Annotated in this window: 24 protein-coding genes; 5 read left to right on the plus strand and 19 right to left on the minus strand. The window is 46.5% G+C overall.

The features are described 5' to 3' along the window. Positions 1–112: 112 nt before the first annotated feature. Positions 113–1,171 (minus strand): cytochrome-c peroxidase, encoded by a 1,059-nt coding sequence (locus tag F3I09_RS25515; protein WP_149697887.1) that lies wholly within the window; start codon positions 1,169–1,171, stop codon positions 113–115. A gap of 6 nt (positions 1,172–1,177) precedes the next feature. Next, positions 1,178–1,903, minus strand: a complete 726-nt coding sequence (locus F3I09_RS25520) for an MbnP family protein (RefSeq protein ID WP_149697888.1) — start codon at positions 1,901–1,903, stop codon at positions 1,178–1,180. A gap of 62 nt (positions 1,904–1,965) precedes the next feature. On the opposite strand from F3I09_RS25520, the gene F3I09_RS25525 reads away from it, so the two are divergent. The 3 genes from F3I09_RS25525 (at position 1,966) to F3I09_RS25535 (ending at position 4,697) form a co-directional block, all read left to right on the plus strand. After that, complete coding sequence (locus F3I09_RS25525; protein ID WP_149697889.1) at positions 1,966–2,544, plus strand: O-methyltransferase; 579 nt, start codon at positions 1,966–1,968, stop codon at positions 2,542–2,544. Positions 2,545–2,710: 166 nt separating this feature from the next. Next, positions 2,711–3,121, plus strand: a complete 411-nt coding sequence (locus F3I09_RS25530; RefSeq protein ID WP_149697890.1) for a cupin domain-containing protein — start codon at positions 2,711–2,713, stop codon at positions 3,119–3,121. Positions 3,122–3,314: 193 nt separating this feature from the next. Next, the gene (locus F3I09_RS25535; RefSeq protein ID WP_149697891.1) at positions 3,315–4,697 is read left to right on the plus strand and encodes a Fic family protein; all 1,383 of its coding nucleotides are present in this window, start codon (positions 3,315–3,317) and stop codon (positions 4,695–4,697) included. A gap of 80 nt (positions 4,698–4,777) precedes the next feature. Here the strand turns inward: F3I09_RS25535 and fucP are convergent, their stop codons facing one another. The 7 genes from fucP to F3I09_RS25570 all read right to left on the minus strand — a co-directional run bounded on the left by fucP (position 4,778) and on the right by F3I09_RS25570 (position 10,692). After that, the gene (fucP, locus tag F3I09_RS25540) at positions 4,778–6,076 is read right to left on the minus strand and encodes an L-fucose:H+ symporter permease (protein ID WP_149697892.1); all 1,299 of its coding nucleotides are present in this window, start codon (positions 6,074–6,076) and stop codon (positions 4,778–4,780) included. A 36-nt stretch (positions 6,077–6,112) separates the two neighbouring features. Then, positions 6,113–6,898, minus strand: coding sequence for an SDR family oxidoreductase (locus tag F3I09_RS25545; protein ID WP_149697893.1), 786 nt, complete (start codon positions 6,896–6,898; stop codon positions 6,113–6,115). Between the two features lie 35 nt (positions 6,899–6,933). Further along, the gene (locus F3I09_RS25550; protein ID WP_149697894.1) at positions 6,934–7,761 is read right to left on the minus strand and encodes an amidohydrolase; all 828 of its coding nucleotides are present in this window, start codon (positions 7,759–7,761) and stop codon (positions 6,934–6,936) included. A gap of 62 nt (positions 7,762–7,823) precedes the next feature. Beyond that, on the minus strand, positions 7,824–8,156 hold the full coding sequence (locus tag F3I09_RS25555; protein WP_149697895.1) for an L-rhamnose mutarotase: 333 nt from the start codon (positions 8,154–8,156) through the stop codon (positions 7,824–7,826). 5 nt (positions 8,157–8,161) lie between these two features. Further along, positions 8,162–9,013 (minus strand): fumarylacetoacetate hydrolase family protein, encoded by an 852-nt coding sequence (locus tag F3I09_RS25560; RefSeq protein ID WP_149697896.1) that lies wholly within the window; start codon positions 9,011–9,013, stop codon positions 8,162–8,164. Between the two features lie 58 nt (positions 9,014–9,071). After that, positions 9,072–9,818: a hypothetical protein gene (locus F3I09_RS25565; RefSeq protein ID WP_149697897.1), complete on the minus strand. Its 747-nt coding sequence runs from the start codon at positions 9,816–9,818 to the stop codon at positions 9,072–9,074. Between the two features lie 91 nt (positions 9,819–9,909). Beyond that, positions 9,910–10,692, minus strand: coding sequence for an SDR family NAD(P)-dependent oxidoreductase (locus F3I09_RS25570; protein ID WP_223233386.1), 783 nt, complete (start codon positions 10,690–10,692; stop codon positions 9,910–9,912). A gap of 235 nt (positions 10,693–10,927) precedes the next feature. On the opposite strand from F3I09_RS25570, the gene F3I09_RS25575 reads away from it, so the two are divergent. Further along, a complete protein-coding gene (locus tag F3I09_RS25575) occupies positions 10,928–11,527 on the plus strand; it encodes a M15 family metallopeptidase (RefSeq protein ID WP_223233392.1) in 600 nt (199 codons plus the stop codon). A 47-nt stretch (positions 11,528–11,574) separates the two neighbouring features. On the opposite strand, the gene F3I09_RS25580 is transcribed toward F3I09_RS25575, so the two are convergent. The 5 genes from F3I09_RS25580 to leuC form a co-directional block, all read right to left on the minus strand. Beyond that, positions 11,575–13,083: a 2-isopropylmalate synthase gene (locus F3I09_RS25580; RefSeq protein ID WP_149697899.1), complete on the minus strand. Its 1,509-nt coding sequence runs from the start codon at positions 13,081–13,083 to the stop codon at positions 11,575–11,577. 57 nt (positions 13,084–13,140) lie between these two features. Beyond that, positions 13,141–14,220 (minus strand): 3-isopropylmalate dehydrogenase, encoded by a 1,080-nt coding sequence (gene leuB / locus F3I09_RS25585; RefSeq protein WP_149697900.1) that lies wholly within the window; start codon positions 14,218–14,220, stop codon positions 13,141–13,143. Positions 14,221–14,319: 99 nt separating this feature from the next. Further along, complete coding sequence (leuD, locus tag F3I09_RS25590; protein WP_149697901.1) at positions 14,320–14,919, minus strand: 3-isopropylmalate dehydratase small subunit; 600 nt, start codon at positions 14,917–14,919, stop codon at positions 14,320–14,322. 40 nt (positions 14,920–14,959) lie between these two features. Then, a complete protein-coding gene (locus F3I09_RS25595; protein WP_149697902.1) occupies positions 14,960–15,718 on the minus strand; it encodes a class I SAM-dependent methyltransferase in 759 nt (252 codons plus the stop codon). Positions 15,719–15,728: 10 nt separating this feature from the next. Further along, a complete protein-coding gene (gene leuC / locus F3I09_RS25600) occupies positions 15,729–17,126 on the minus strand; it encodes a 3-isopropylmalate dehydratase large subunit (RefSeq protein WP_149697903.1) in 1,398 nt (465 codons plus the stop codon). A gap of 216 nt (positions 17,127–17,342) precedes the next feature. Between leuC and F3I09_RS25605 the strand changes: the two genes are divergently transcribed. Next, the gene (locus F3I09_RS25605) at positions 17,343–18,896 is read left to right on the plus strand and encodes a hypothetical protein (protein WP_149697904.1); all 1,554 of its coding nucleotides are present in this window, start codon (positions 17,343–17,345) and stop codon (positions 18,894–18,896) included. A gap of 156 nt (positions 18,897–19,052) precedes the next feature. On the opposite strand, the gene F3I09_RS25610 is transcribed toward F3I09_RS25605, so the two are convergent. The 5 genes from F3I09_RS25610 to F3I09_RS25630 all read right to left on the minus strand — a co-directional run bounded on the left by F3I09_RS25610 (position 19,053) and on the right by F3I09_RS25630 (position 24,132). Next, the gene (locus F3I09_RS25610; protein WP_149697905.1) at positions 19,053–19,913 is read right to left on the minus strand and encodes a hypothetical protein; all 861 of its coding nucleotides are present in this window, start codon (positions 19,911–19,913) and stop codon (positions 19,053–19,055) included. Between the two features lie 397 nt (positions 19,914–20,310). Continuing rightward, entirely contained in the window at positions 20,311–21,390 is a 1,080-nt protein-coding gene (locus F3I09_RS25615) for a Gfo/Idh/MocA family protein (protein WP_188133959.1), read from the minus strand. 27 nt (positions 21,391–21,417) lie between these two features. Continuing rightward, positions 21,418–22,290 (minus strand): DUF2314 domain-containing protein, encoded by an 873-nt coding sequence (locus F3I09_RS25620; protein WP_149697906.1) that lies wholly within the window; start codon positions 22,288–22,290, stop codon positions 21,418–21,420. Positions 22,291–22,379: 89 nt separating this feature from the next. Continuing rightward, positions 22,380–23,486: a hypothetical protein gene (locus F3I09_RS25625; RefSeq protein WP_149697907.1), complete on the minus strand. Its 1,107-nt coding sequence runs from the start codon at positions 23,484–23,486 to the stop codon at positions 22,380–22,382. A 13-nt stretch (positions 23,487–23,499) separates the two neighbouring features. Beyond that, on the minus strand, positions 23,500–24,132 hold the full coding sequence (locus tag F3I09_RS25630; protein WP_149697908.1) for an ABC transporter ATP-binding protein: 633 nt from the start codon (positions 24,130–24,132) through the stop codon (positions 23,500–23,502). Positions 24,133–24,301 lie beyond the last annotated feature (169 nt).

Below are 24,301 nucleotides of genomic sequence, written 5' to 3' on the forward strand. Positions count from 1 at the left end.
GTTGTTTGATGAACGGCTATTTTGCGAGGCGGGATTACTACAGTGCATCAAACGGAACTAACTGTTGCAACTAATCAGTGATCAGCATTTCACTCAGTTCCTTAGTCATAGCTTAATCAGTAATCAGCAATTCGCTCAGTTCCTTATTGGTCAGGAATTTTTTATCTGTCAAAGTATTCAGGAACATATACAGTTGCCGTTTTTCTTTTTCGGTCAGGGGAATACCATTCTTCACAAGAGGATCAATGGTATTCCCTTTTTGCTGCCCATGATTATACATGGCAAATACCTGGAAAATATCGAAGAACCGACCGTCATGCATATAAGGAGCACTGACCAGCACATTGCGCAGGGAAGGCACTTTAAACTTCAGGTAATCGGCCGTATTGTTGGTGATACGCATCCTTCCCACATCATTCATAGAAGGCAGGTAAGGCAGGCCGTTATTCCGTATACTATAATCGGTAAAGAAAGGCGGTTTATGGCAGCTGGCGCATTTCTGGGTGAAAGTCCGGTATCCCCCCTGCTCTTCCGCAGTAAATGTCACGCCCGGTTCCCGGCGTATCACGCTGTCATATTTTGATTCAAAAGAGATCATGGTAACCATGAACTGGGACAGGGCTTTAAACAGCCGCTGACTGGTCACCTCTTCAGTACCATAGGCCTCTTTAAAAAGCTTCCTGTAAGTCGCATTTCCCTGCAAACGCTTAATGAGCGCTCCAAGGTCCATCCCCATCTCATTTTCGTCTGTAATAGGCGTTAAAGGCTGAATATCCAGGTGATTCACTCCCCCGTCCCACATAAAGTCTTTCTGCCAGATCAGGTTGAACAATGCCGGTACGGAACGATTGCCCGTACGGCCCAGTACCCCATGGCTGACAGCGTGATCAAAATGACCGAAAGCAGCAAACTGCTGATGGCAGAAACCACAGGAAACGGAACTATCCAGGGATAGTTTCGGGTCGTAGAACAGACGTCTTCCCAGCGCTATTCCCTGTTTGGTAAGCGGGTTGTTCTTAAAGTCATATACCGGAGGCGGCAGGCTGTCCGGCAGTTTCAGCTGGTAGTATTCCACTGCCGGGGAATGAGCAGTCAACACATGCCGGTCCCTGCCTATGATCCATAACCACAGGCAGAAGGCGATAAGGATATATGTCGCTTTCCGGAACATTTGCTGTTATTGGCTTACAATCTTTTTAACGGAAAACATGTGCTGGTAATTATCTGCAATACGGTCGGCCGGCGTACCAGGCGTCATAAATCCGGCCATCTGCCGGAAGCTGATCTTGTAATCACCGTTGAACCAGATCATGGCGTCTGCCTGTAACATAACCCTGGGTTTATATTGTGGACCGGTCAGCAGTGGCGAAGGCAGGGTTAGCGTCACCATTCGCTGGGTAACGTGAGGCGCCCTGTATCCCCCGATATGGAATTGCAGCATATGATTGGGCAGGCGGGAGGACGGTGAAGTGCCTTCCAGCTTCGCCATGATATAACCACTGTTCCAGGTCCAGAACATCCCGTGTAGCGGGTCTAAAACACCATCCTGTGGGCCACTGAAATTCAGCACGCTATCGACGCCTATCATAAAAGACAGCTGTGTGTATTCCCCTTCCGGGCACTGTGGCAGCAGGATCTTCTTTGAAGCGGCATTATCTTCACTAACCAGGAACCAGGCCGGCTGCAGCGCGGTCTTTCTACCGTCAGCAGCTATCAGTGAAAAGTTACTGAGATAGTATTTGAACAATGTGATATTGAAAGTATCGCCGGCAGCATTAGTATACACAGCCGTCTGCAGCTGCATGGGCTGGCTGGCCAACACATGACTGATCTCCAGCTGCACCTGCTGTGCAGCCGTGCCCGTACCCATCAACAGGAATATCAATAATAACAGGCGATTCATAATACCGAAAGTAAGCGATTTTTTTTATTACCTTGTTGAAAGACGATTTAACACTATAACCCATGACAGAAGACATATTACAGCAATTCCCCGTACACTACCAGTACATCGCCGACGCAACGAACGCTTCCGGATTTAGTATGGCCTCCGACCCGCTGACCTGCTCCCTGCTCCGCACGCTGGCGGCATCCAAACCCTATGGCAGCTTTCTTGAACTGGGCACAGGCACCGGCCTGTCCACGTCCTGGATACTGGACGGAATGGATAAGGAAAGTACCCTCATTTCTGTAGATAATGCAGAAGAATTCCTGGATATCGCCAGGCAGTTCTTAAGCGACGACAAGCGCTTAAAGCTCGTACACGCCGATGGCGGCGAGTGGCTGAAGGAAAACAGACGCAGGAAGTTTGATTACATCTTTGCAGATACCTGGCATGGTAAATACCTGATGCTGGAGGAAGCACTGACGATGCTCAATAAAGGAGGGCTTTACATTATCGATGATATGCTGCCACAACCTAACTGGCCGGAAGGACATCAGGAAAAAGCAACACAGCTGATAAAAGACCTCGAAGCAAGAGAAGACCTGCTACTCACGAAAATGGTGTGGGCAACGGGGATTATCATTGCGGTGAAGAAATAGTTTATTAACACATCTTTTGAAGGCCTCCGGACAAAATCCAGAGGCCTTTATTGTTTTTAAGTATCAGAATGACCGTTTCACGGTAAATGTTGTCCACCCTACGAAATGGTACTGGTCAGGGCTGTATGCCGGCTATACCTTTACTGTACAATTAAAACTTTCTACAATGAAGCAGCAACATATCCTCGCAAGTGCAGTAGTTACAGTAGTTATGATGGCCGCATTGATCATACCTGGTTCCGCCAAAGCGCAGTTACAGGGCCTGGGCCGCACTGATCTTCAGCAACATGATCTCAGCATCCCCGGATGGGAAACTGTTCAGGTGCTCGTCGACTTTAAGGCAGGTGTGACAGCACCTAAACACAGCCATCCGGGAGAAGAGATTATTTATGTGACTGAAGGTGTGTTGGAGTATAGACTTGAAGGGAAACCGCCGGTAACACTGAAAGCAGGTGATGTGTTGTTTATTCCTTACGGGGTGAAACATGCAGTGAAGAATGTGGGTGAGGGTGAGGCGAAAGAATTGGCGACGTATGTTGTGGAGAAAGGAAAGCCGCTGGTAGTGTTGGCGAAGTGAGGTGAAAAGGCTTTCGATTTTTGGTGTAAAGGCTTTCGGATTTAGTGTCTGGAAGCCTTTTTTCGTGACACAAAATGCATTTGCGCGACATAAAAATGGCTTTCGTGACACAAAAGCTTGTTTTCGCGACATATACTCCTGTTTTCGTGACATAAAATCGTATCTTAGTTGGGTAAGCGTAATAAGTGCTGTAATGAAAAAAAGCCAGTATAATATCAAACAGGAGCTCGATAAAATCCTAAAAACTCTCGAGCTGTTTAAGGAAGGAGCTTCTATTGAAACAATTAAAGAAGTCTCCGGACTTGATATAGAGCATCGTACGTTACAAAGACGGCTGGATAAATTAAGCGAAGAACGATTAGTATTTAAATCAGGTAGAAGCAGGGCAACTCTTTATCATCTCAATCAGGAAATCTGGGTGTCTCAATCCAAAGTTGAGGAGTCTGATTCTATTCCTTTATCAACTGCGAGCAAAAAAATACTGGGAATGCTTTCAGTCCCAACTACGCATCGTCGCCCGGTTGGTTATAGCAGAGAATTTCTGACTTCTTACCGTCCGAATATCGACAGTTATTTAAGTGAAAAAGAAAAACAAAAACTTGCTGAATTAGGGAAGACTGTAAGGCTTGATCAACCAGCAGGCACTTATGCAAAGGAAATACTACAAAGGCTTCTCATAGATCTATCTTGGAACTCCAGCCGGTTAGAGGGAAATACTTATAGCCTTTTAGATACGCAGCAACTCCTCTCAAAAGGCAGGATTGCTGATAACAAAACAGTGAAGGAAGCGCAAATGATCCTCAATCATAAAGATGCTATTGAATTCATTGTGCGTTCAGCCGACGAAATCGGTTTTAACCGTTATACTATCACCAGTTTGCATGCCTTGCTTTCGAGTAACCTTTTACCTGATCCTAATGCATCTGGAAGGCTACGCTATTATGGTGTGGGTATTACAAATTCTGTTTTTACACCTCTGGGGATACCTCAGCAGATAGAAGAAATGCTGGAAATACTGCTTGCAAAAGCTACTGAGATAGAAGATCCGTTTGAACAGGCATTTTTCATTATGGTGCAATTGCCCTATTTGCAACCATTTGATGATGTTAATAAACGTGTATCAAGATTAGCAGCAAATATTCCACTAAATAAACGCAATCTTGCTCCTCTGGCTTTTGTTGATGTTCCTGAAGACTTATACCTCAAAGGGACATTAGCAGTTTATGAATTAAACCGGATAGAATTACTAAAGGATGTATATTTTTGGGCATACGAACGTTCATCTCTTAGATATGCAGCATTACGCCAGTCATTAGGTGACCCCGATCCTTTCCGGCTGAAATATCGTGATGAGATCAAAGCAGTTATGGCAGAAATTCTATCTAATGCAATACCTCCGGACAAAGCTGGAAAGCTGATAACTGACAAAGCGCAAACACTACCTGCAAATGATCAGGAAAAGTTCATAGAGACTATAGATACCGAGCTATTGTCATTGCATAAAGGAAATTTCGCTCGTTACTGGGTTAGCCCATCTGAATTTGAGCGATGGGAGACAGTTTGGGGTAGGAAATGAATAAATCTCTTCCATACACTATAAAAAACAAAGAGGGCGCCATTGCTGACACCCTCCATTCTAAACTATTTGATCGTTTATTAGTGTGCTTTATCCAGCTTATACCCTTTCGTCCCAAACCATACCACCACCGCAAAGCAGATCAGTGGCAGGATATACGCCATCTGGATATTGGAATTATCAGAGATCAGTCCCATCAATGGAGGGAAAACTGCTCCCCCTACGATAGACATAATGATCAGTGATGATCCGAACTTCGTATCTCCTCCCAGGCCTTTAATACCCAATGAGAAGATAGTCGGGAACATGATAGACATAAAGAACGGTACTGCCAGTACGGTCCATACTGCTATCTGTCCTTTCGTGGTCATCGCGATCAGGATCAATCCCACGTTGATAGCCCCATACAGTGTTAATAAGGTTTGTGGTTTGAAAGTACGCATCAGGAAAGTACCAAAGAAACGTCCTACCATGAAGCCTAAGCCTGCCACAGAACCTAACAATACCGCGGCTTCTTTTTCTCCTATTCCTGCTGTATATTTTGCAAAGCGGATAAAGAATGCATTTACTCCTACCTGTCCACCGATATAGAAGAACATCGCCACTACTGCGGCAATCAGGTGACGGTGTCTGAAGATGCTGCCTTTTTCATCTGCAGTGGCATCTATGCTCTTATCTTCCTGTTCTGTTACCTCAGGCATTTTGGTGATCACAAACAGTGCTGCGACCAGCAATACGATGACACCAATCACGAGATACGGGATCTTTACGGTGCTGGCCTCGCCGACAAGGTATTGCTGCAATGCATCAGGCGACATAGCCTTGATCTGTTCCTTGCTCAGTTCTGTTCCGGAGAGGATGAACTTTGCGCCTAATATCGGCGCTATCATCGCACCCACACCATTGAATGACTGTGCCAGGTTCAGGCGGGTGGTAGCTGTTTCCGGGCTGCCCAATACGGATACATAAGGATTAGCTGCTGTTTCCAGGAATGTCAGACCAGTAGCAATGATAAACAGCGCTCCCAGGAAGAAGCTGTATTCACGCGTGCTGGCGGCCGGGATAAACAAAAAAGCGCCCAATGCATACAGGCCCAATCCGAGGATGATACCCGCCTTATAACCAAACTTCTTCATGACCGCTCCTGCCGGCAATGCCATCAGGAAATAAGCCGCAAAGACTGCAGAGTCAATAAATGCAGACTGCATATCTGACAACTGGCAGGCCTTTTTCAGGTGTGGAATAAGGATAGGGCTCATATTGTGGATCAGCGCCCAGAGAAAAAATAAACTGGTTACCAGTATGAATGGGAACAGGTAACTCTTTTTTGTATCGGTGTTTGCCTTAACTGTGGAAGTGGGCATTGCGGCTCCGGCCATATGTAAAATTTATATGATGAAAATTGCTGTTGGCAACTAGCTGATAGACCTGTCCAGATGTGTATAACCACCATCTACATATACGATCTGTCCAGTGGTATGGGATGATACATTATTTGACAGGAGGAACACGGTCATGTTAGCGATCTCCTCTGAAGTGGTCATACGTTTTTCAAACGGGATCTTGGCTACAATAGCAGCCAGTTTCTCCTGTGGATTCGGTAAAGAGTTGATCCAGGTTTCATACAGTGGCGTCCATACTTCCGCAGGTATCACCGTATTAACGCGGATGCCATAAGGTATCAGCTCTACTGCCCATTCGCGGGTCAGTGCATTGATACCGCCTTTGGAGGCTGCATAACCGGATGTGTTCCCCTGGCCTGTATCTGCTACTTTGGAACCGATATTCAGGATATTACCCTTCGTAGCTTTCAGGTGAGGCAATGCAAAGTGCGCCAGGTTATAGTAGTGAGAGATGTTCTTCTGCAATGAAGCCATGAACTTCTCAGGACTACCGCTTTCCAGACCTACACCATCATTCACACCAGCGTTATTCACTAACCCATCGATGCGGCCGTATTTTTCTACGGTAAAATCGATCACCTTTTTACAGGCTGCTGCTTCTCCCAGTTCTGCGGTCACCTGAACGGCTTTGCCACCGGCAGCAGTGATAGCGGCTACTGTTTTATTGTTATCTTCTGTACTTCTGCCTGCGATTACGGTAATACCGCCTTCTGCAGCGATCAGTTTGGAGATTGCCTCACCAATGCCTTTTGCGCCACCTGTAACTATAAATACTTTATCTTTTAATCCCAGATCCATGTGAATCGTTTAAATTGTTTTAATTGATCGAGGTACTACAGACCGTAGAACCTGACAGCGTTTCCGCCCATGATACCGGCCTTTTCATCTGCTGAAAGGCGGCTGATATAATCAGTAACAATCCCTTTTACTTCTGCATAACTGGCTGCCAGTTTACATACCGGCCAGTCAGAACCGAACATCAGGCGTTCCGGCCCGAAGGCTTCCAGCACTACATCCAGGAAAGGTGCGAAATGCGCGGCGTCCCACTTTTGCCAGTCGGCCTCTGTTACCAGCCCGCTTAATTTGCAGTAAACATGCGGATGTTGTGCAATCGCACGCATATGCGTTTCCCAGGCGCTGATATCTCCCGTTTTAAAATAGGGTTTGGCCATATGATCTATGACCAGCCGCTGACGGGGAAACAGCTGTACAAAAGCCGCAACAGCGGGTAATTGTACAGGATACACCAGTATGTCGTAGGTAAAATCGTATTTTGATAATGCCCGGATTCCTTCACAGAAATCATTCCCGAGTATAAAGGCCGGATCAGGCTCGCCCTGTACAATATGCCTGAAACCTTTCAGCTTTTCAAAGCGACTGAAGTGTTCCAGTCTTTCCGACAGGTTATCTGCACGAAGATCGACCCATCCTACTACACCTTTAATGAAATTGTGTTGAGCGGCCAGATCAAGCAGAAAATCGGTTTCTGTTTCCGACTGATCTGCCTGTACAGCTACACAACCGTCCACACCATTCTCCTGCAACACAGGCTGCAAATGATGTGGCAGAAAATCCTCCTGGATCACTTTCATATCGTCAGTGATCCAGGCGTCCTTTACAGGGTGATATTGCCAGAAATGCTGGTGTGCGTCTATAATCATTATTTCATAACGTTTAGCTCAGTGGCTATAAAGCTATACTTCCTTACTGCTATTCCGCTTCATCAGTGTAGTGAAAAGATCCTGTCCATCATCAGCCATTTCTCTCCGGGCTTCGCTACGGGCAGGGCCTGCTGATACTTCCACATCAGCTGCTCCCATTCCTGTACCTTAGGATTAGCAGCATCTGCCGCTCCTTTCGCTTCAAAGGAGAAACTGTCATTCACTTCCATGATCATAAAGAGACGGTCCATGATACGGTATATCTCCATATTGGTGATACCGCTATCAGTGATACTCTTTTTTATCTCCGGCCATACCTCACGATGGTAGGCTTCATATTCTGCTATCAGAGCCGGATCATTCACCAGGTCCAATGCAAGGCAGTAACGTTTCATAGTGTTTATTTATACGCGACAGCCGTTTGTTTGGAGCTGCCCAATCCATCAATACCCAATTCGATCACATCGCCTGGTTTCAGATATACCTGTGGGTTCATACCCAGTCCCACACCTGCCGGTGTACCGGTAGAGATCACATCTCCCGGGAGCAGTGTCATGAACTGGCTCAGGTAAGATACCAGGAAAGGTATTTTGAAGATCAGGTTGGCAGTAGTACCGTCCTGCATGGTCTTGCCATTTACGGTCAGCCAGAGGCGCAGGTTATTGATATCTTTTACTTCATCTTTGGTTACCAGCCATGGGCCCAGGGGAGCAAAGGTATCATTGCTCTTTCCTTTTACCCACTGTCCGCCACGTTCCAGCTGGAAAGCGCGTTCGCTGTAATCATTGTGCAATGAATAACCGGCTACATAATCCAGCGCATCTTTCTCATCCACATAGCTGGCTTTTTTACCGATCACAACAGCCAGTTCTACTTCCCAGTCAGTTTTCTCACTATTACGCGGAATGATCAGATTATCGTTAGGTCCTACCAGGGAAGAAGTGCTCTTAAAGAATACGATAGGCTCCGCAGGTATCTGCGCATTGGTTTCCCTTGCGTGGTCAGCATAGTTCAGTCCTATGCAGATGATCTTGGAAGGCCTTTGTACGCAGGATCCCAGACGTGTGCCGGCAGGTACCTGTGCACAACTGCCGCTGTTCTTTTCCCACCATGCAGCCAGGCGTTGTAAACCATCTGTCTCAAAGAACTTTTCGCCGAAGTCTTCTCCAAATGCACTTACATCGAATGTACCTGCTTCTGTTACAATACCCGGCTTTTCTGCACCCGGTAAACCAAATCTGATCAGTTTCATATAAAAAATTACTGTTTATGCTTTTTGCTATATAATGGCTGCTACGCAGCACATGCTATTATCTTAAATTATTGATCTCTAAATGTCCGCCATCTACCTTTATCTCTACGGTATTGAGCAGTTTGCCATCTCTCTCCAATGCTATAAAACATTCAGCCGGTTTATCTGCTGAAGCAAGCACACCTGCCTTGTAACCTGCTGGTACGGCCTGGGAGATGGTCCTGTTGGCGCCGCCGAATTCAGCATAAATATGCACGGAATCTTTAGACGCCAGCGGTATTACCCTTACAATAAAGTCTGCGATGATCCTGCCTGATTGTAAATTCTTCTTATAGGTATCTTCCAGTTTCGCTTTTGCTGACACACTCACTTTTCCTAATCCCTTCCTGTTTTCCGCATATTGCCATACACCTGCGGGAGGCGTTCCTACGTGGTTGATCTGCAGGTACCCCTTGTCATCCACACTGGCGTGATAATAACGGGTAGTACGGTTTTGCTTCAACACACCAATATAACAGCTATTCGGCTTATCCCATACCAGGCGGTACAAATCCTTCTCTTCAACATCTTTTGCCAGCGGCAGTTCAAAACTTTTCTCTTTTGTCTGGCCATTCAGCTCAAAAAGGATCTTGATCTCAGTGGTATCGGTTACCGGAAAAGATACGGTGACCTTTCCTGCCGGTGCTACCGGTTCAAAGGCCTCTCCTGCAGAGGAAGTATCTTCTGCCTCGTTGGATGTCGGCTCGGGATGTGGACCACAGGCAAAGAATAAGGTTGCTGAAAGTAATAATGGCCAAGCTTTCATGGAATTGTGCATTAATTTTCGAATGAAGTATTAAAAATGTGAATTACGAATATAACTAATCCCTCATTCGTAAATTACTTTTTGCAAATTCTTAATTATTCAGCCTGATAAATCCTCCATCCAGCGGATAGTCGCAACCTGTGATGAAACCCGCTTCCTCAGCACACAGGAACAAGGCCAGCGTGCCCACCTCATCCGGTTTTGCCATACGTCCGATCGGTTGTGTCTTAGACAGTTTATCAAACATTTCCTTTTCTTTACCGGGGTAGTTCTTCGCTATAAATCCGTCAACGAAAGGTGTATGTACACGTGCAGGAGACACACAGTTACAACGGATGCCATCCTGTATATAGTCTTTCGCTACTGAAAGGGTCATGGTCAGTACCGCTCCCTTACTCATGGAATAGGCGAACCTGTCGGGGATACCCACGCTGGACGCGATAGACGCCACGTTCAGGATCACACCGCTTTTCTGTTCCTTCATTTGTTTTATCACCGCAAACATAGAGTTGTATGTACCTTTCACATTCACATTATATATCCTGTCCAGATCTTCTTCCGTAGTGGTTTCCAGCTTACCAACGTGTGCTATGCCTGCACAGTTCACCAGGATGTCGATACGGCCCGCAGCAGCAATGATCTTGTCCATTGTCTCAGTCACAGACGCTTGCTGCGCTACATTGCAGCCATGTACCTGTGCCTTCCCTCCTGCCGCAGCAATGTCTGCCGCTGTCTGCTTACCTCCGTCCTCGTTCAGCTCAAGGATGTGCACATTAGCACCCTGCGCTGCAAATACCTTCGCAATTGCCTGTCCTATGCCGCTGCCACCGCCGGTGATCACAGCCACTTTGTTGTCTAATCTAAACAGGTTCATAATTTGTCTGATTTAAGGGTTCTAAAATAACCCTTTTAAGAAGGCAAAAGCTATCCTTTTTTACCAGTAATTTGTACTTTATTACCATATTTATGAATATTTAAATAAAAAAAGGTTGAAAATCAATTACCGAACTTTCTTAAAGGCTGCTATTTTGTTCTTATATGTCATACTGACAAACAATATTTACTCAGCATATGCACAAAAGATCCCCTTAAATAAATACGGGTTGGCAGTGGTAAATACCGACGCGCTGTATAAAGAACTGGTATCTGCCGACAGCAACCAGGCATTCGTCAATATCATGAGCTATATCCCCGGTATCCGCAAGGACATCCGCTATGCTACCGCCGACAATTTCACACACAAGGTATTGTACCCCTATGCCGCTGTATACCTGCGTTTGCCCGCCGCCAAAGCACTAAAGGCGGTACAGCTGGAATTGAATAAAAAAGGATTGGGATTGCTGATATTTGACGGTTACCGGCCTTATAGTGTAACAGAGATGATGTGGGAAATTGTACCAGACGACCGTTATGCGGCAGACCCACATGTAGGCTCAGGACATAACCGTGGTGTGGCAGTCGATCTGACTATTGTGGACCTGCGTACCGGCAAACCGGTTCCTATGCCCAGCGCTTACGATGACTTCACCGTAAAAGCACATCATGACTATGCCGAACCCGATTCCGCGATAGCGGCCAACAGAACATTATTACGCAGTACAATGGAACGATATGGGTTTGCGCCACTGCCTACAGAATGGTGGCACTATTATCTGAAAGATTACAAGCTTTATCCCCTGATGAATATTGCTTTTAAAGACATCAAATAAAAAAGGCCCTGTCTGTCGACAGGACCTTTCATTCATATCAATGTTGCTTAATAGATCTTGTTCAATGCATCTACATACGCATGCATAGAAGCATTCACGATGTCGGTAGAATAACCATAGCCATAGTAAGCCTGGCCATTGTGTTTCACACGCATGTTCACTTTGCTCACATCTTTACTACCACCACGCATAGACTGGATGTTGAACTCGTCAATATCAATCTGATCTTTGATGATCTCGTGAATAGCATTGATAGCGGCATCTACAGGACCATTACCTGCGGAGCTGGCTTCTTTCTCTTCACCGTTGATCTTCAGTTTCACAGTTGCCATTGGGCGTAGCGGATCTCCGCATACTACCTGCAGCAATGTTACCTTGATCGCTTTATCATCATAGTTCTTATCGTCGCCATCGCCCATCAGTTCCTGCAGATCAGCATCATTGATGTCTTTCTTCTGATCGGCCATTACAAGGAAGCGCTGATATACTTCATCCAGGTTTATTTTATCCAGTTTATAACCCAGGCGCTCCAGGTGATGTTTCAATGCATGACGGCCGCTACGTGCAGTCAGGATGATTGAATTGGATGGGATACCTACATCTTCAGGATTCAGGATTTCGTAGTTTTCACGGTGTTTCAGCACGCCATCCTGGTGAATACCGGAGCTGTGTGCGAAAGCATTACGGCCTATGATAGCCTTATTAGCCTGTACAGGCATACGCATCATGGTCTCAACCATGTTGCTGATACCATAGATACGTTTTGAATTGATACCTGTGTGGTAGCCCAGTGAATGATGTGTTTTCAGGATCATAGCCACTTCTTCCAGGGAAGTGTTACCGGCACGTTCACCGATACCATTGATAGTACATTCTACCTGGCGTGCGCCGTTCATAACACCAGCAATGGTATTGGCAGTAGCCAGACCCAGGTCATTATGGCAATGCACGGAGATGATAGCCTTATCAATGTTGGATACATTGTCCATCAGGTATTTGATCTTAGCACCATACTGGTCAGGCAGGCAGTAACCATTCGTATCAGGAATGTTCACTACGGTAGCACCTGCAGCAATCACTGCTTCGATCATTTTTGCCAGGTATTCATTGTCAGCACGGCCTGCATCTTCTGCATAGAATTCAATATCATCTACATACTTACGGGCATACTTCACAGCATCTACAGCGCGTTTCAGGATGTCTTCGCGGGTACTGTTGAATTTGTATTTGATATGCATATCGGAAGCACCGATACCAGTATGGATACGTTTACGTTTAGCAAAACGGAGCGCTTCAGCGGCAGCATCAATATCCATCGTATTGGCACGGGTCAGCGCACAGATAACCGGCTCGCTTACCGCTTTGGAGATTTCAACCACACTCTGGAAATCACCGGGACTGGAGATAGGGAACCCGGCTTCAATAACATCTACTCCCAGCGCTTCCAGTTCTTTAGCTACCTCGATCTTTTCAACAGTTGTCAGCTGGCAGCCAGGCACCTGTTCACCATCACGGAGAGTAGTATCGAAGACGTATACACGATTTTTATCGCTCATCTTAAATTAATTGTGTTATTGGATAATTTACTTTAGTTGGCAATTGCGTTGGCAGAATTAATTTAAGTTCTCCAGCACTTTTGCACCCATTGCATCTGTACCCATCACGAAGTGATTTTCCGTATGCTTGTTAGCAATATCCATGGTACGGAAGCCTTGTTTCAATGTTGCTTCTACAGCCTTGATCACACGCAGTGATTCTGTTTTCAGTCCGAAAGAAATATCCAGCATCAGTGCAGCAGACAGGATAGACGCCAGCGGGTTGGCAATGCCTTTACCTGCAATGTCATGCGCGGAACCGTGGATAGGCTCATAGAAACCTGTACTGTCGCCTACAGAAGCAGACGCCAGCATCCCCATGGAACCAGCGATCTGTGAAGCCTCGTCGGTTAAGATGTCTCCAAACAGGTTAGCTGTCAGTACCACATCAAAACGTTTAGGATCTTTCACCAGCTGCATGGCAGCGTTATCGATGAACATATGTTCTGTTTCCACGTCAGGATATTCCTTAGCGATTTCCTGTACCACCTCGCGCCACAGGCGGCTGGCTTCCAGTACATTCGCTTTATCTACTGAGCACAGCTTTTTACGGCGGGTGCGGGCAGCTTCATATGCTTTACGGGCAATACGTTCTACTTCATAACGATGATAGATCATCAGGTCAGAAGCAGTATTACGATCTTCCGAACGTTTCTTTTCACCAAAGTATACATCACCGGTCAGCTCACGGAAGAACAGGATATCCGCTCCGCGGAGTATTTCCGGCTTAATGCTGGATGCTTCCAGCAGTTCATCAAACAACTTAATAGGCCGCAGATTGGCATATAAGCCCAGTTCCTTGCGGATCTTCAGCAATCCCTGCTCAGGGCGTACTTTCAGTGTAGGGTCATTGTCATATTTGGCATGACCGATAGCACCAAAGAGGATCGCATCACATTTGCGGGCTTTATCCAGTGTTTCGTCAGGCAGTGGGTTACCGGTAGCTTCGATTGCAACATGCCCCATTATGCCTTCTTCAAAAACAAAGTTGTGCTTGTAATTTTCAGCAATTGTTTCCAGTACTTTTTGACCCCAGGCAGTCACCTCTTGTCCGATACCATCACCGGGAATTACCAGTATCTTTTTGTCTACGCCCATTTAGTTTACAGTTGATTAGGATTGATGTTTTACTTCATTGCACACCACAGCGGCCTGCCGTGCCTTCGAAAAGTACGGCGAAACGGCTGAAGTAAAATGTTAAAAATTAAACTCACGGCTGGCTTCGTAGGATTCGATTTCTTTACGAAGGCTCAGCAGGTAGTCAATATCATCGTAGCCGTTGATCAGGCAAGTCTTTTTGTAAGGATTGATGTCGAAACGTGCTTCTTCACCGGTAGCAGCGATCTTAAGTGTCTGCTTTTCCAGGTCTACTTCCAGTTTGGCAGCAGGATCTTTTTCGATAGCGCTGAAAATCTTGTCCAGGAACTCGTCAGTCACCTGGATAGGCAGGATAAAGTTGTTCAGTGCATTGTTCTTGAAGATATCTGCAAAGAAGCTGCTGATCACTACTTTGAAACCATAGTCGCCGATAGCCCACGCTGCATGCTCACGGGAGGAACCACAGCCAAAGTTCTTACCTGCTACCAGGATCTCACCTTTGTAGATGGGATTGTTCAGCACAAAGTCCTTTTTAGGCTCATTGTTGCTCTCATAACGCCAGTCACGGAAGAGATTTTCTCCAAAGCCGTCCCTTGTTGTTGCTTTCAGGAAGCGGGCAGGGATGATCTGATCAGTATCAATATTTTCTATCGCAATAGGAACTGCGGTGGAAACCAGATGTTGAAAAGTCTTACTCATTATTTAATAGCCTTCCCAGGAAGGTCTTTCATTTTACAAGTTAAAGATCCGAATTAATTTTTTCTGCTTTTACACGTAAGCGCCTGTACATCACAGACCATTTGCCATTGCGGAAGTTGGTAGCGCGTAAGGCTTCCTGTGCATCCTGCAGAACGGGCAGTCTGTCATTTTCCGGCACCTGTTCAAGGAAGTATGTCCCGAACATCTGCAGCCATTCTACAATAGCATTGTCAGGGTCTGCCAATTCAGTTTCACGGTCAAAGAAAAGTACCTGCTTCACGCTGAATCCATATTCTTCCAGCAGGGAAGTATATTCTCCTACAGAAGGGAAATACCAGAAAGGTTTGTAGCTGTAGCCCCTGTTATGCAGGGCTTTTTCCAGCGCTCCCAGGATGTCGTCCACATTCCCTTTACCTCCCATTTCCAGTACCAGCCGCCCTCCGGGTTTCAGGTGCTGCCAGATGCGGTCCAGCGCCTTTTCCTGCTGGCGTATCCAGTGCAGGGTAGCGTTTGTGAACACAGCATCGAAGGTTTCAGGCAGGGAGAAGTTAGTAGCATCCCCCACTTTGAAGGTGATATCCGGGTAATGCTCCTGCGCACTGGCGATCATAGAAGATGAAGCATCCAGTCCCGTTACTTTGGCGCCGGAAGCTGCTATCTGGGATGTCAGCTCGCCGGTACCACAACCCAGGTCCAGGATACTCTCCCCTTCCTTCGGTTGCAGCCATTCGATCAGGCTATTGCCGTATTCGAATACAAAAGCGTGCTTTTCCTTATATAATTCTGCGTTCCAGGACATTTTCAATTGATTATACCAGTTCTCTTACATCTGTTACTTTACCGGTGATGGCTGCTGCAGCTGCTGACAACGGGCTGGCCAGGAAGGTGCGGGCATTGGGTCCCTGACGGCCTTCGAAGTTACGGTTGGATGTAGAGATGCAATACATGCCGGCAGGTACCTTGTCTTCGTTCATGCCCAGGCATGCAGAGCAACCTGGTTGACGTAAGCTGAAGCCTGCTGCTTCAAATATTTTGTCGATTCCTTCTTTCTTCGCCTGTGCTTCTACCTGCTTGGAACCAGGTACGATCCATACCACCACATCATCAGCCTTTTTCTTTCCCTTTACGAAGTCAGCCACCATACGGAGGTCTTCGATGCGGGAGTTGGTACAGCTGCCGATGAACACATAATCCACCTTTTTACCCAGCAGTCCGGCGCCTGGTTCCAGGCCCATATAATCCAGGGATTTTTTGAAGGATGGCTTTTCCTTTTCTTCCATGCTTTCCAGCGTAGGAATATGCTGGGTTACGCCGATACCCATGCCCGGGTTAGTACCGTAGGTGATCATCGGCTCGATATCAGCCGCGTCAAAGGTCAGCACTTCGTCGAAAGTAGCATCTGCATCGGTGTACAGCGTCTTCCAGTAAGCCAGCGCCTTATCCCATTCTGCACCTTTTGGCGCAAACTCACGGCCTTTAATATATTCGAAAGTAGTTTCGTCAGGAGCGATCAGACCACCGCGGGCACCCATTTCGATGCTCATGTTACAGATGGTCATACGGGCTTCCATGCTCAGGCTGCGGATAGCCTCGCCGGCATATTCCACAAAGTAGCCGGTAGCACCGGAAGCGGATATTTTAGAGATGATGTACAGGATAATATCCTTGGACACCACGCCTTTCTTCAGTTTGCCATTCACCTCGATCTTCATGCGTTTTGGACGGTATTGCAGGATACACTGGGTAGCCAGGACCTGTTCTACCTCGGAAGTACCGATACCGAAGGCAATTGCGCCAAAAGCGCCGTGTGTACTGGTATGGCTGTCGCCGCATACGATGGTCATTCCCGGCAGGGTAATACCCAGTTCGGGCCCGATCACGTGTACAATACCCTGGTAAGGATGTCCCAGACCGTACAGTTCCACGCCGAACTCTTTGGTGTTGGTGGTCAGCATTTCTACCTGTTTGCGGCTCAGGGCCTCTTTAATAGGCAGGTGCTGGTCGATGGTAGGTACATTATGGTCTGCCGTAGCCCTGGTTTTAGCAGTACGGAAAACCGGAATGCCCCTTTTGCGCAGTCCGTCAAAGGCCTGAGGACTGGTCACTTCATGAATAAAATGCGTGTTGATGTATACTGCATCCGGAAAACCGGCTTTGCTAACCACCACATGGCTGTCCCAGATCTTGTCAAATAATGTTTTTCCCATCCGTAATTTTACATTTTGAAACGCCTTGTGTTAAGATCATCAGACACTGACACCGGCGAAATTGATAATTTTGTGCTTCCTAGTTTGTTTGTACCTTCAAAGCTAATAGTCAATGTTAATTACCACATAGCTAAATTTGACTTAATTACGATATATAACTAGGCCTGACATCGATTATATTTTTGATTGTCAGTCAATTATAACACATTATTAACGATGTCCAACAACCAGCACGACGCCCTCTTTATATTAATTAAAACACTCACAAAAGCTGAAAAGCGTAATTTTCAACTTGCTTTTAATAAAAATAACACTAAGGAGGACGTTCTCTTCATTCAACTTTTCAACACGCTGGACAAATTAAAGGAGTATGATGAAGAATTGATCCTCAAGAAGATACCCGCTATCAAAAAGCAACAGCTTAGTAATGTTAAAGCTCACCTTTATAAGCAACTGCTTACCAGCCTCCGCCTGTTGTACAAGCAGAAAGATCCACTGATAGACCTGCGGGAGCAGCTGGATTATGCGCGTGTATTGTACAGTAAAGGGCTTTATAATCAGAGCCTTAAGATCCTTTCCCGGGCCAAAGCCATGGCAATTGAGCAGGAAGAGGTCATGCTAAGCTATGAAATTATAGAATTTGAAAAACAGATCGAGAGCCGGCACATTACCCGCAGCCTGGAGAACCGGGCTGACGAACTGAGCGCCGAGTCCCGCCAGATAGAACACCGCCTCAGCAATATCAGCCGTCTTTCCACGCTGGCCCTCCGGATGTACGGCCTGTACCTGAAACTAGGTCATGCCCGGGATGCCAAAGATGCCGCCATGGTAAAAATGTTCTTCGAACAGGAATTACCGGCCAACTGTGGCAACGATATGAGCTTCTACGAGAAGATCCACCTTTACCAGGCCTATAGCTGGTATTATTACATCCTCCAGGACTTTGTCATGTTCTACCGCTACACCCAGAAATGGGTGGACCTGTTCAAGGAATACCCTTCCCTGCAGCGGACCGATGTGGAACTGTACATCAAGGCTATGCACAACCTGCTGACTGCCCTTTTTTATACCATGAACCATGAAAAGTTCATGCGGGACCTGGATGAGCTGGAAACCTTCATTGCAGAGAACCAGGAAAGCTTCAATGAGAATACCAAGACCTCTGCGTTTGTGTATGTATATACGGCGCGTATTAACCGTTACTTCCTGGAAGGAACTTTCAGTGATGGATTATCCCTCGTGCCGCAGCTGGAAACAGAGATCGCCGAGCATCAGCTGAAGATAGACCAGCACAGGGTACTGTTGTTCTACTACAAAATAGCCTGCCTGTACTTCGGCAGCGGGGATAATAACAAGGCAATCGATTATCTGAATAAGATCATCCACCTGCGGATAGGCAACCTGCGTGCTGATATTCAATGCTTTGCGCGCATTCTTCACCTGATAGCCCATTATGAGCTGGAAAACTACAGCCTGGTGGAATACCTGATCAAATCTGTTTACCATTTCATCGCCAAGAACAAAGACCTTGGCCAGATGATGGAGGAAATATTAAAATTCTTACGGCGGAATATCTACGCGCATCCCAAAGCCCTGCGCAGCGCCTTTGCCGACCTCAAGGAGAGACTGGTACAGCTGTCTCAGAACCCTTACGAAAGGCGGTCCTTCCTGTACCTGGATATTATTTCCTGGCTGGAGAGTAAGATTGAGGGAATACCGGTGCAGGAGATCATCCACCGGAAATTTGTACGTAAAGAAAAGAGAATATAATGATGTCCTGATATCGTTTTGACTAGTATCAAGCTTCGTTTCTCCTATGTCTATCTTACGTTCATCCTAGGTCTTTGAACGTAAGATGAACGTAAGTTGGACATAGGAGAAACGAAGCTTGTACGGGACTATATCGAAACATATCTGTATCAGGACTTATACCCCTTCAGTTGGTTCCGTCTTTTGGTCACCCAGGTCTGTGTCAGCAGCATCTGTCTGCTCACTTACCTGCTCATTGCCATTCCCATTGCCATTCTTATCGGCCGGCAGCGGATCTTTATACTGCACTTTTTCCTTGACGTTGAACAAGGTTTTAAACACTTCTTCCAGTTTCTCAGATGCTTCTTTAGAGAACAGGCCTACCAGGCAGGCTATAGCCATCATTCCATAAGGGTTTAGCGGCACACTGTCACGCTGTTCCGTAGCCTCGCTCTTTTCCGCAGCAGGTATTGCCGCGGTGGAATCGGAAGCTGTAGCAGCGGAGTCCACAGCTGTGGAATCCTGTGTAGTAGCACCATGAGTGGTAGATTCTTCCGGTACAGCACTGGCGCTCACCTCTCCTTCTGTAACAGCCGGTGTGGAAACGGTTTCCGTAGTCTGATTATTTTCAGGCAATTCTGGCGCTACCGGCGGACTGTAGGTCAGGATACCTCCTCTCAGCAACATATAAAAAAACATCGCCATACCGGCTCCGATCAATGGTCTTAACAGGTACCAGGGTATCCAGGTGGTCACAAATGTGCGGTTACCCACAAAAGCGGTGAAGGAGATAATGAGGTGGACATTAGCGCCCAGGGCTCCGCCCAGTACCATCAACAACAGGAAACGGTGTTCAGCGGTAATGGTATAGACACTTCCGAAGAGCTTGAAGGGATCTTTACTGCTCACATAACCGGAGGGCCAGATGCAGATGATAGTGTAAAAAAGGAGGATGGCCATTACGCCGAAAAGGATAGTTAGGGTAATGATCCAGGCGCGGTCTTTGGCAGACCGGGTTTGCTGTGATGTGTTGGACATAGGTGTTTATTAATAGTGTTACGGTGGATAGTAATATTATCAAACAGCCACACGGTTGCTCGCGACAACGGTGTGGCTGTTTATTATTAAAGAAAACATTTGTTCGACGCTTCTTCGTCGCTTCTTCGTCCCTTGTTCGTCGTTAGCCTGCAAGCGTGCTTGTTCTCTCCGTCTTCTCTGCTTCTTCTCTGCTTGTTCTCTCCGTCTTCTCTGCTTCTTCTCTGCTTGTTCTCTCAGGCTCGCTCATTAAGCCAGCTCCTCCTGCAGTTGCATGTTCGTAACCCGGGGCTGCAAACACGCGGCTCCCCGGAGCCGGAATGCAATGAGTTATCCATTGAAAATCCGGATAAGGACAGATGCCGGAGAACGACGGAAAATCCCGCTCCAGGTATCTTCTTTACTTAAGAACAATGCGCTTTCCCTCCTTTACAGAAGTACGGGCAGCTTCCAGAATGCGGACAACGATCAGGTTGTTTTCCAGAGAAGACAGATCATTTCCGGGCTTCAGGGTACCATTCAGCACAGCTGCAAGATACGTAATATTGTCGGTATAGGCTGCTTCCGGCACTTTAACCGGCTGATATTCACTCTTTTTACGCTGTTGCAGGTCGCTGGGATTCAATGCATGGAGGTAACCTGATTTACCAAAAACCTCCCAGTCTTTGATGCTGAACGGCCAGTTCCAGGACGCCTCTATGATACCGGTAGCCTCAGGATATTCCAGCAGGATGGTCGCGTCGTCTTCCACCTTGGGATACACAGATGGTTTAATGTGGCGGGCTACCGCTGTAACGGCGATCGGCGCTTTGCCATCCATCAGCCAGGTCATCAGGTTAGCGCCATAACAGCCGAAGTCCATCAGCGCTCCTCCCCCGTTCTTTACAGGGTCAGTCAGCCAACGCAGGAAGTCTTCGCTGCAACCTATTTCCCGCGGACCTTCATGACCGTCGTGCACCACCATTTTACGCACAGGACCGATAGCATCCTGTTTTTTCACCATATCATACACATATTGGTTGGTATTGTACCAGGTAGTTTCGAAGTTGGTCAGCAGGGGAATATGATGCTTCCTTGCCAGCGCCGCCATTCTTTCCGCCTGGGCTACCGTGGTGGCCAGTGGTTTTTCCACCATCACCGGGATGCCTTTAGGCGCGCAGGCTTCTACGATGTTAATATGTTCTGCCACCGGATTATAACCCAATACTGCATCAGGGTGTTTATGCGCCAGCAGGGCATTCAGATCAGGGTAAAAAAGGGAATCAGGCAGCTGATAGCTTTTTTTATAACGCGCTATCAGTTGAGCATCTGCTTCGGCAATACCTGCAATAGTTACCTGGCCTTTTTTCCATTGATGCATCAGCAGGTGTACGTGGTCGTGCGATAAACCAACTACACCCACATTCAATGGTTGTTGTGCAACTGCTGTAAAAGCAACGAATAAAAACAAAAAGCTCTGACTTAGGATCTTCTTCATCATGACATGGATTATTTGGACCTGTATATTTTATTCTACTATATTTAGTACTCTCCAACCATCTTCACCTTTAAACGTGTAGATCTCCTGCCTGCTTTTTTTTCCATCAGGGAAAATGCAGACTTCTGTGATCAGGTAAAGATTGTCCGTGATCTTTTTACGATAAGGGTAAGCGCGGCGCAGGTCTTTAAAAACCGGGAATCCATCATTTTTAAGACTTTTGATGAATGATGCGCGTAAAATGTCGGCAGTAGTTTCTAATACTTCCCTTCCGCTGTATCTGTCATTCATTTTCAGTAACAGCAATCTGGCTTCCTCTTCAAAGTTCTTACAGGCAATGGCCTTTTCTATATCCTGTTCATCGTAGGCATCTTCCAGGCATAGAATGGCTCCTTCAGGCGTGGAAAAATCGTGTACAAAGTAATCAATGCCCTCATCAATGTATAAGCCCACCTGCCGGTCAAATTCAGGCCGTTCATGCACAGGCCGGCCATCGCGGATGGCGCGGATAGTATACCCTCCTATCAGCCGTCCGTCTTCAATGATCATCCAATCGGAAATAAAACGGGGATCGATACCGATCTTCTGATCGACCGAAACAGAATTGACATAGACCGGCCTATTCCCAACTATTCCATACAGGTTACCTTCTTCATCAAAGCTGGGAGAGATCAGCCAGAGGTGTTCGCGGTTCACACCATCGTCGATCAGCACCTTTACGGAAAAGTATTGCTGCTCCGGATCCGGCTCCAGCAGGCAGGTTTGGAAATAATGTAAAGTAGCATTGGCTTTTTCGATAGCCCAGTTCATACGTTCATCATCATCAGCTATGTGCACAACCGGCAACTGCTCTTCAGTACCGGCATCGTTGCGTCTACCAAAGATTTTTGATAAAAAACCCATAGTCAATGGTTAAAATATGTTTGTGTCCTGTGCCCCTGTTTACGATCTCCGGACGAATATACCCATATTTTCACTTTGAAAGTGAGGGCCTAATCCACCTTTTCCAGGGGAGCCTCATAACGGTAATACCTATTGTAAAAAATAGTAAAGGCAGGCACCTGGAGCAGGATAATTCCGTACCAATATAAACGCGCCAGTCCCAGAAAAAGCAGGCTTACGATGATGATCAGCACCCAGCGGAAATATTTGTCCTGGTCCATACGTGGAAAATACAATAAGCTGCGTAACAGCATTAGAACCGATACACCGGTAGCTACCAGCATGATGATATGCGCCGGCGCTGCCTGTTGCCATACTTTATACGCCAGCAGAATGCTTTCCGGTAGTAACAGTACTAAATACAGTAAGCCAGTCTGCAGGTATCTTTTCCACACCGGTACAGGTAACTGTGGCAGCAGGGAGAGATAAAGATCATCAAATCGCCTGTGATTGTATATCAGTATCACCTGGGATAAGATACATACCAGGAACCCTACCAGTATGAAACGCTCGTCATATGCTTTCCCCATCAGCGAACAGGTAGCAATGACCACCAGGCCTGATACCACTTTCGCGATCGCCAGGGACTTCATATTGTTATTCAACAGGTCATAGCCATACAATGACCAGACAGGCTTTCTGATAGTCCTGTTCAGCCATTGCTGCCACCTGGCCAGGAACGATACCGTACCGGGATGTTTCATCTTATGATCATAGAGCCATAGCGGTGCAAGGATCATGACGATATCAAACAGGCCCATAATAACAGCTGAGGGATAAAAATGTAACTGTATGGCTATCGCCGCAGCAATACAGCTATATATCAATACGGGTGCATAGAGGGTTATATGCAGCCATAGCCAGGTACGCCATTTAGTCGGACCTTCCAGCACTCCCAGGGTGCCGTAGAGGAAAGTATGTTCTTTTGTGGATAATACATTAACGACAAACGCAATGCATTTCAGGTTATATAACAACCAGGCCAGGCATACCAGGGCCAGGAAGTCCATATTACCGGTAAAGCCTTTTATGAGCGTTTGGTGATAGGAAAGTAATTGTCCACCGGGAACAATACCAAAAAAGAAATAGAATATCACCAGGAAAAATCCTGTGTTTTTCGCATAATAGCGTATTGTGAATATCTTGGATAAAGCCATCGGGGATAAGTAGTTAGACCTTCACAATATTTTTTCCTTCCACTTTCAGATGGATCGATCCGGCAGTTACCGGCTGATGGGAGGTGATACAAAAAGTGACGCCGTATTGCTGGTAAAATTCATCCACCAATGTGTATAACAGTGGAAGTGATTGTGTATCAAGTGTAATTAAAGGTTCGTCCAGCAGGATCACCTTAGGTTTGCCAGTAAAGGCCAGCAGCAGGGAGACCTTTTTCAACATACCACTGGAGTAGCTGCTCACAGGCTGATGGATAAAGGATGCAACTCCCAGCAGATCAATCACTTCCTGTACATCTTTATAGCCCTTCCCCTTGGTTTTCACATACAGGGATACCAGGTCGCTACCAGTCACAAACCCGGGGTACAGCGGCTCGGCCTCAGCGTAATTCACCAGGCGGCGGTATTGCACAGGTTGTTTATTACAGCTGATGCCATTCTCCAGCAGGATATCTCCCCGGAAGGGTATCAATCCGGCCATGACTTTCATGGAGGTGGTTTTACCGGCCCCGTTCCCTCCTAATAACCAATACACCCCATAGTCCAGTTCGAGATTGGGGATATCCAGCACCACTGTATCATGATAAGATTTTATAATATGGCGGAGACTTAATACATGAGATGCCATCAGAGAAATATGATTTATTTGTAAATATGTGCAATAAATGGCTGAAAGTCAATTTAGATAGCGGATTTAACAAAACTTTCAGCCCAAAACCGTTACTTATATGAGTTTGTGCACGGAAGTTGGGGATTATGTATTTATCAATATTTCCGTTTCGCCTGAGTGCGCTATC

Source organism: Chitinophaga sp. CF418 (assembly GCF_900142925.1).
In the GTDB taxonomy this organism is placed as follows: domain Bacteria; phylum Bacteroidota; class Bacteroidia; order Chitinophagales; family Chitinophagaceae; genus Chitinophaga.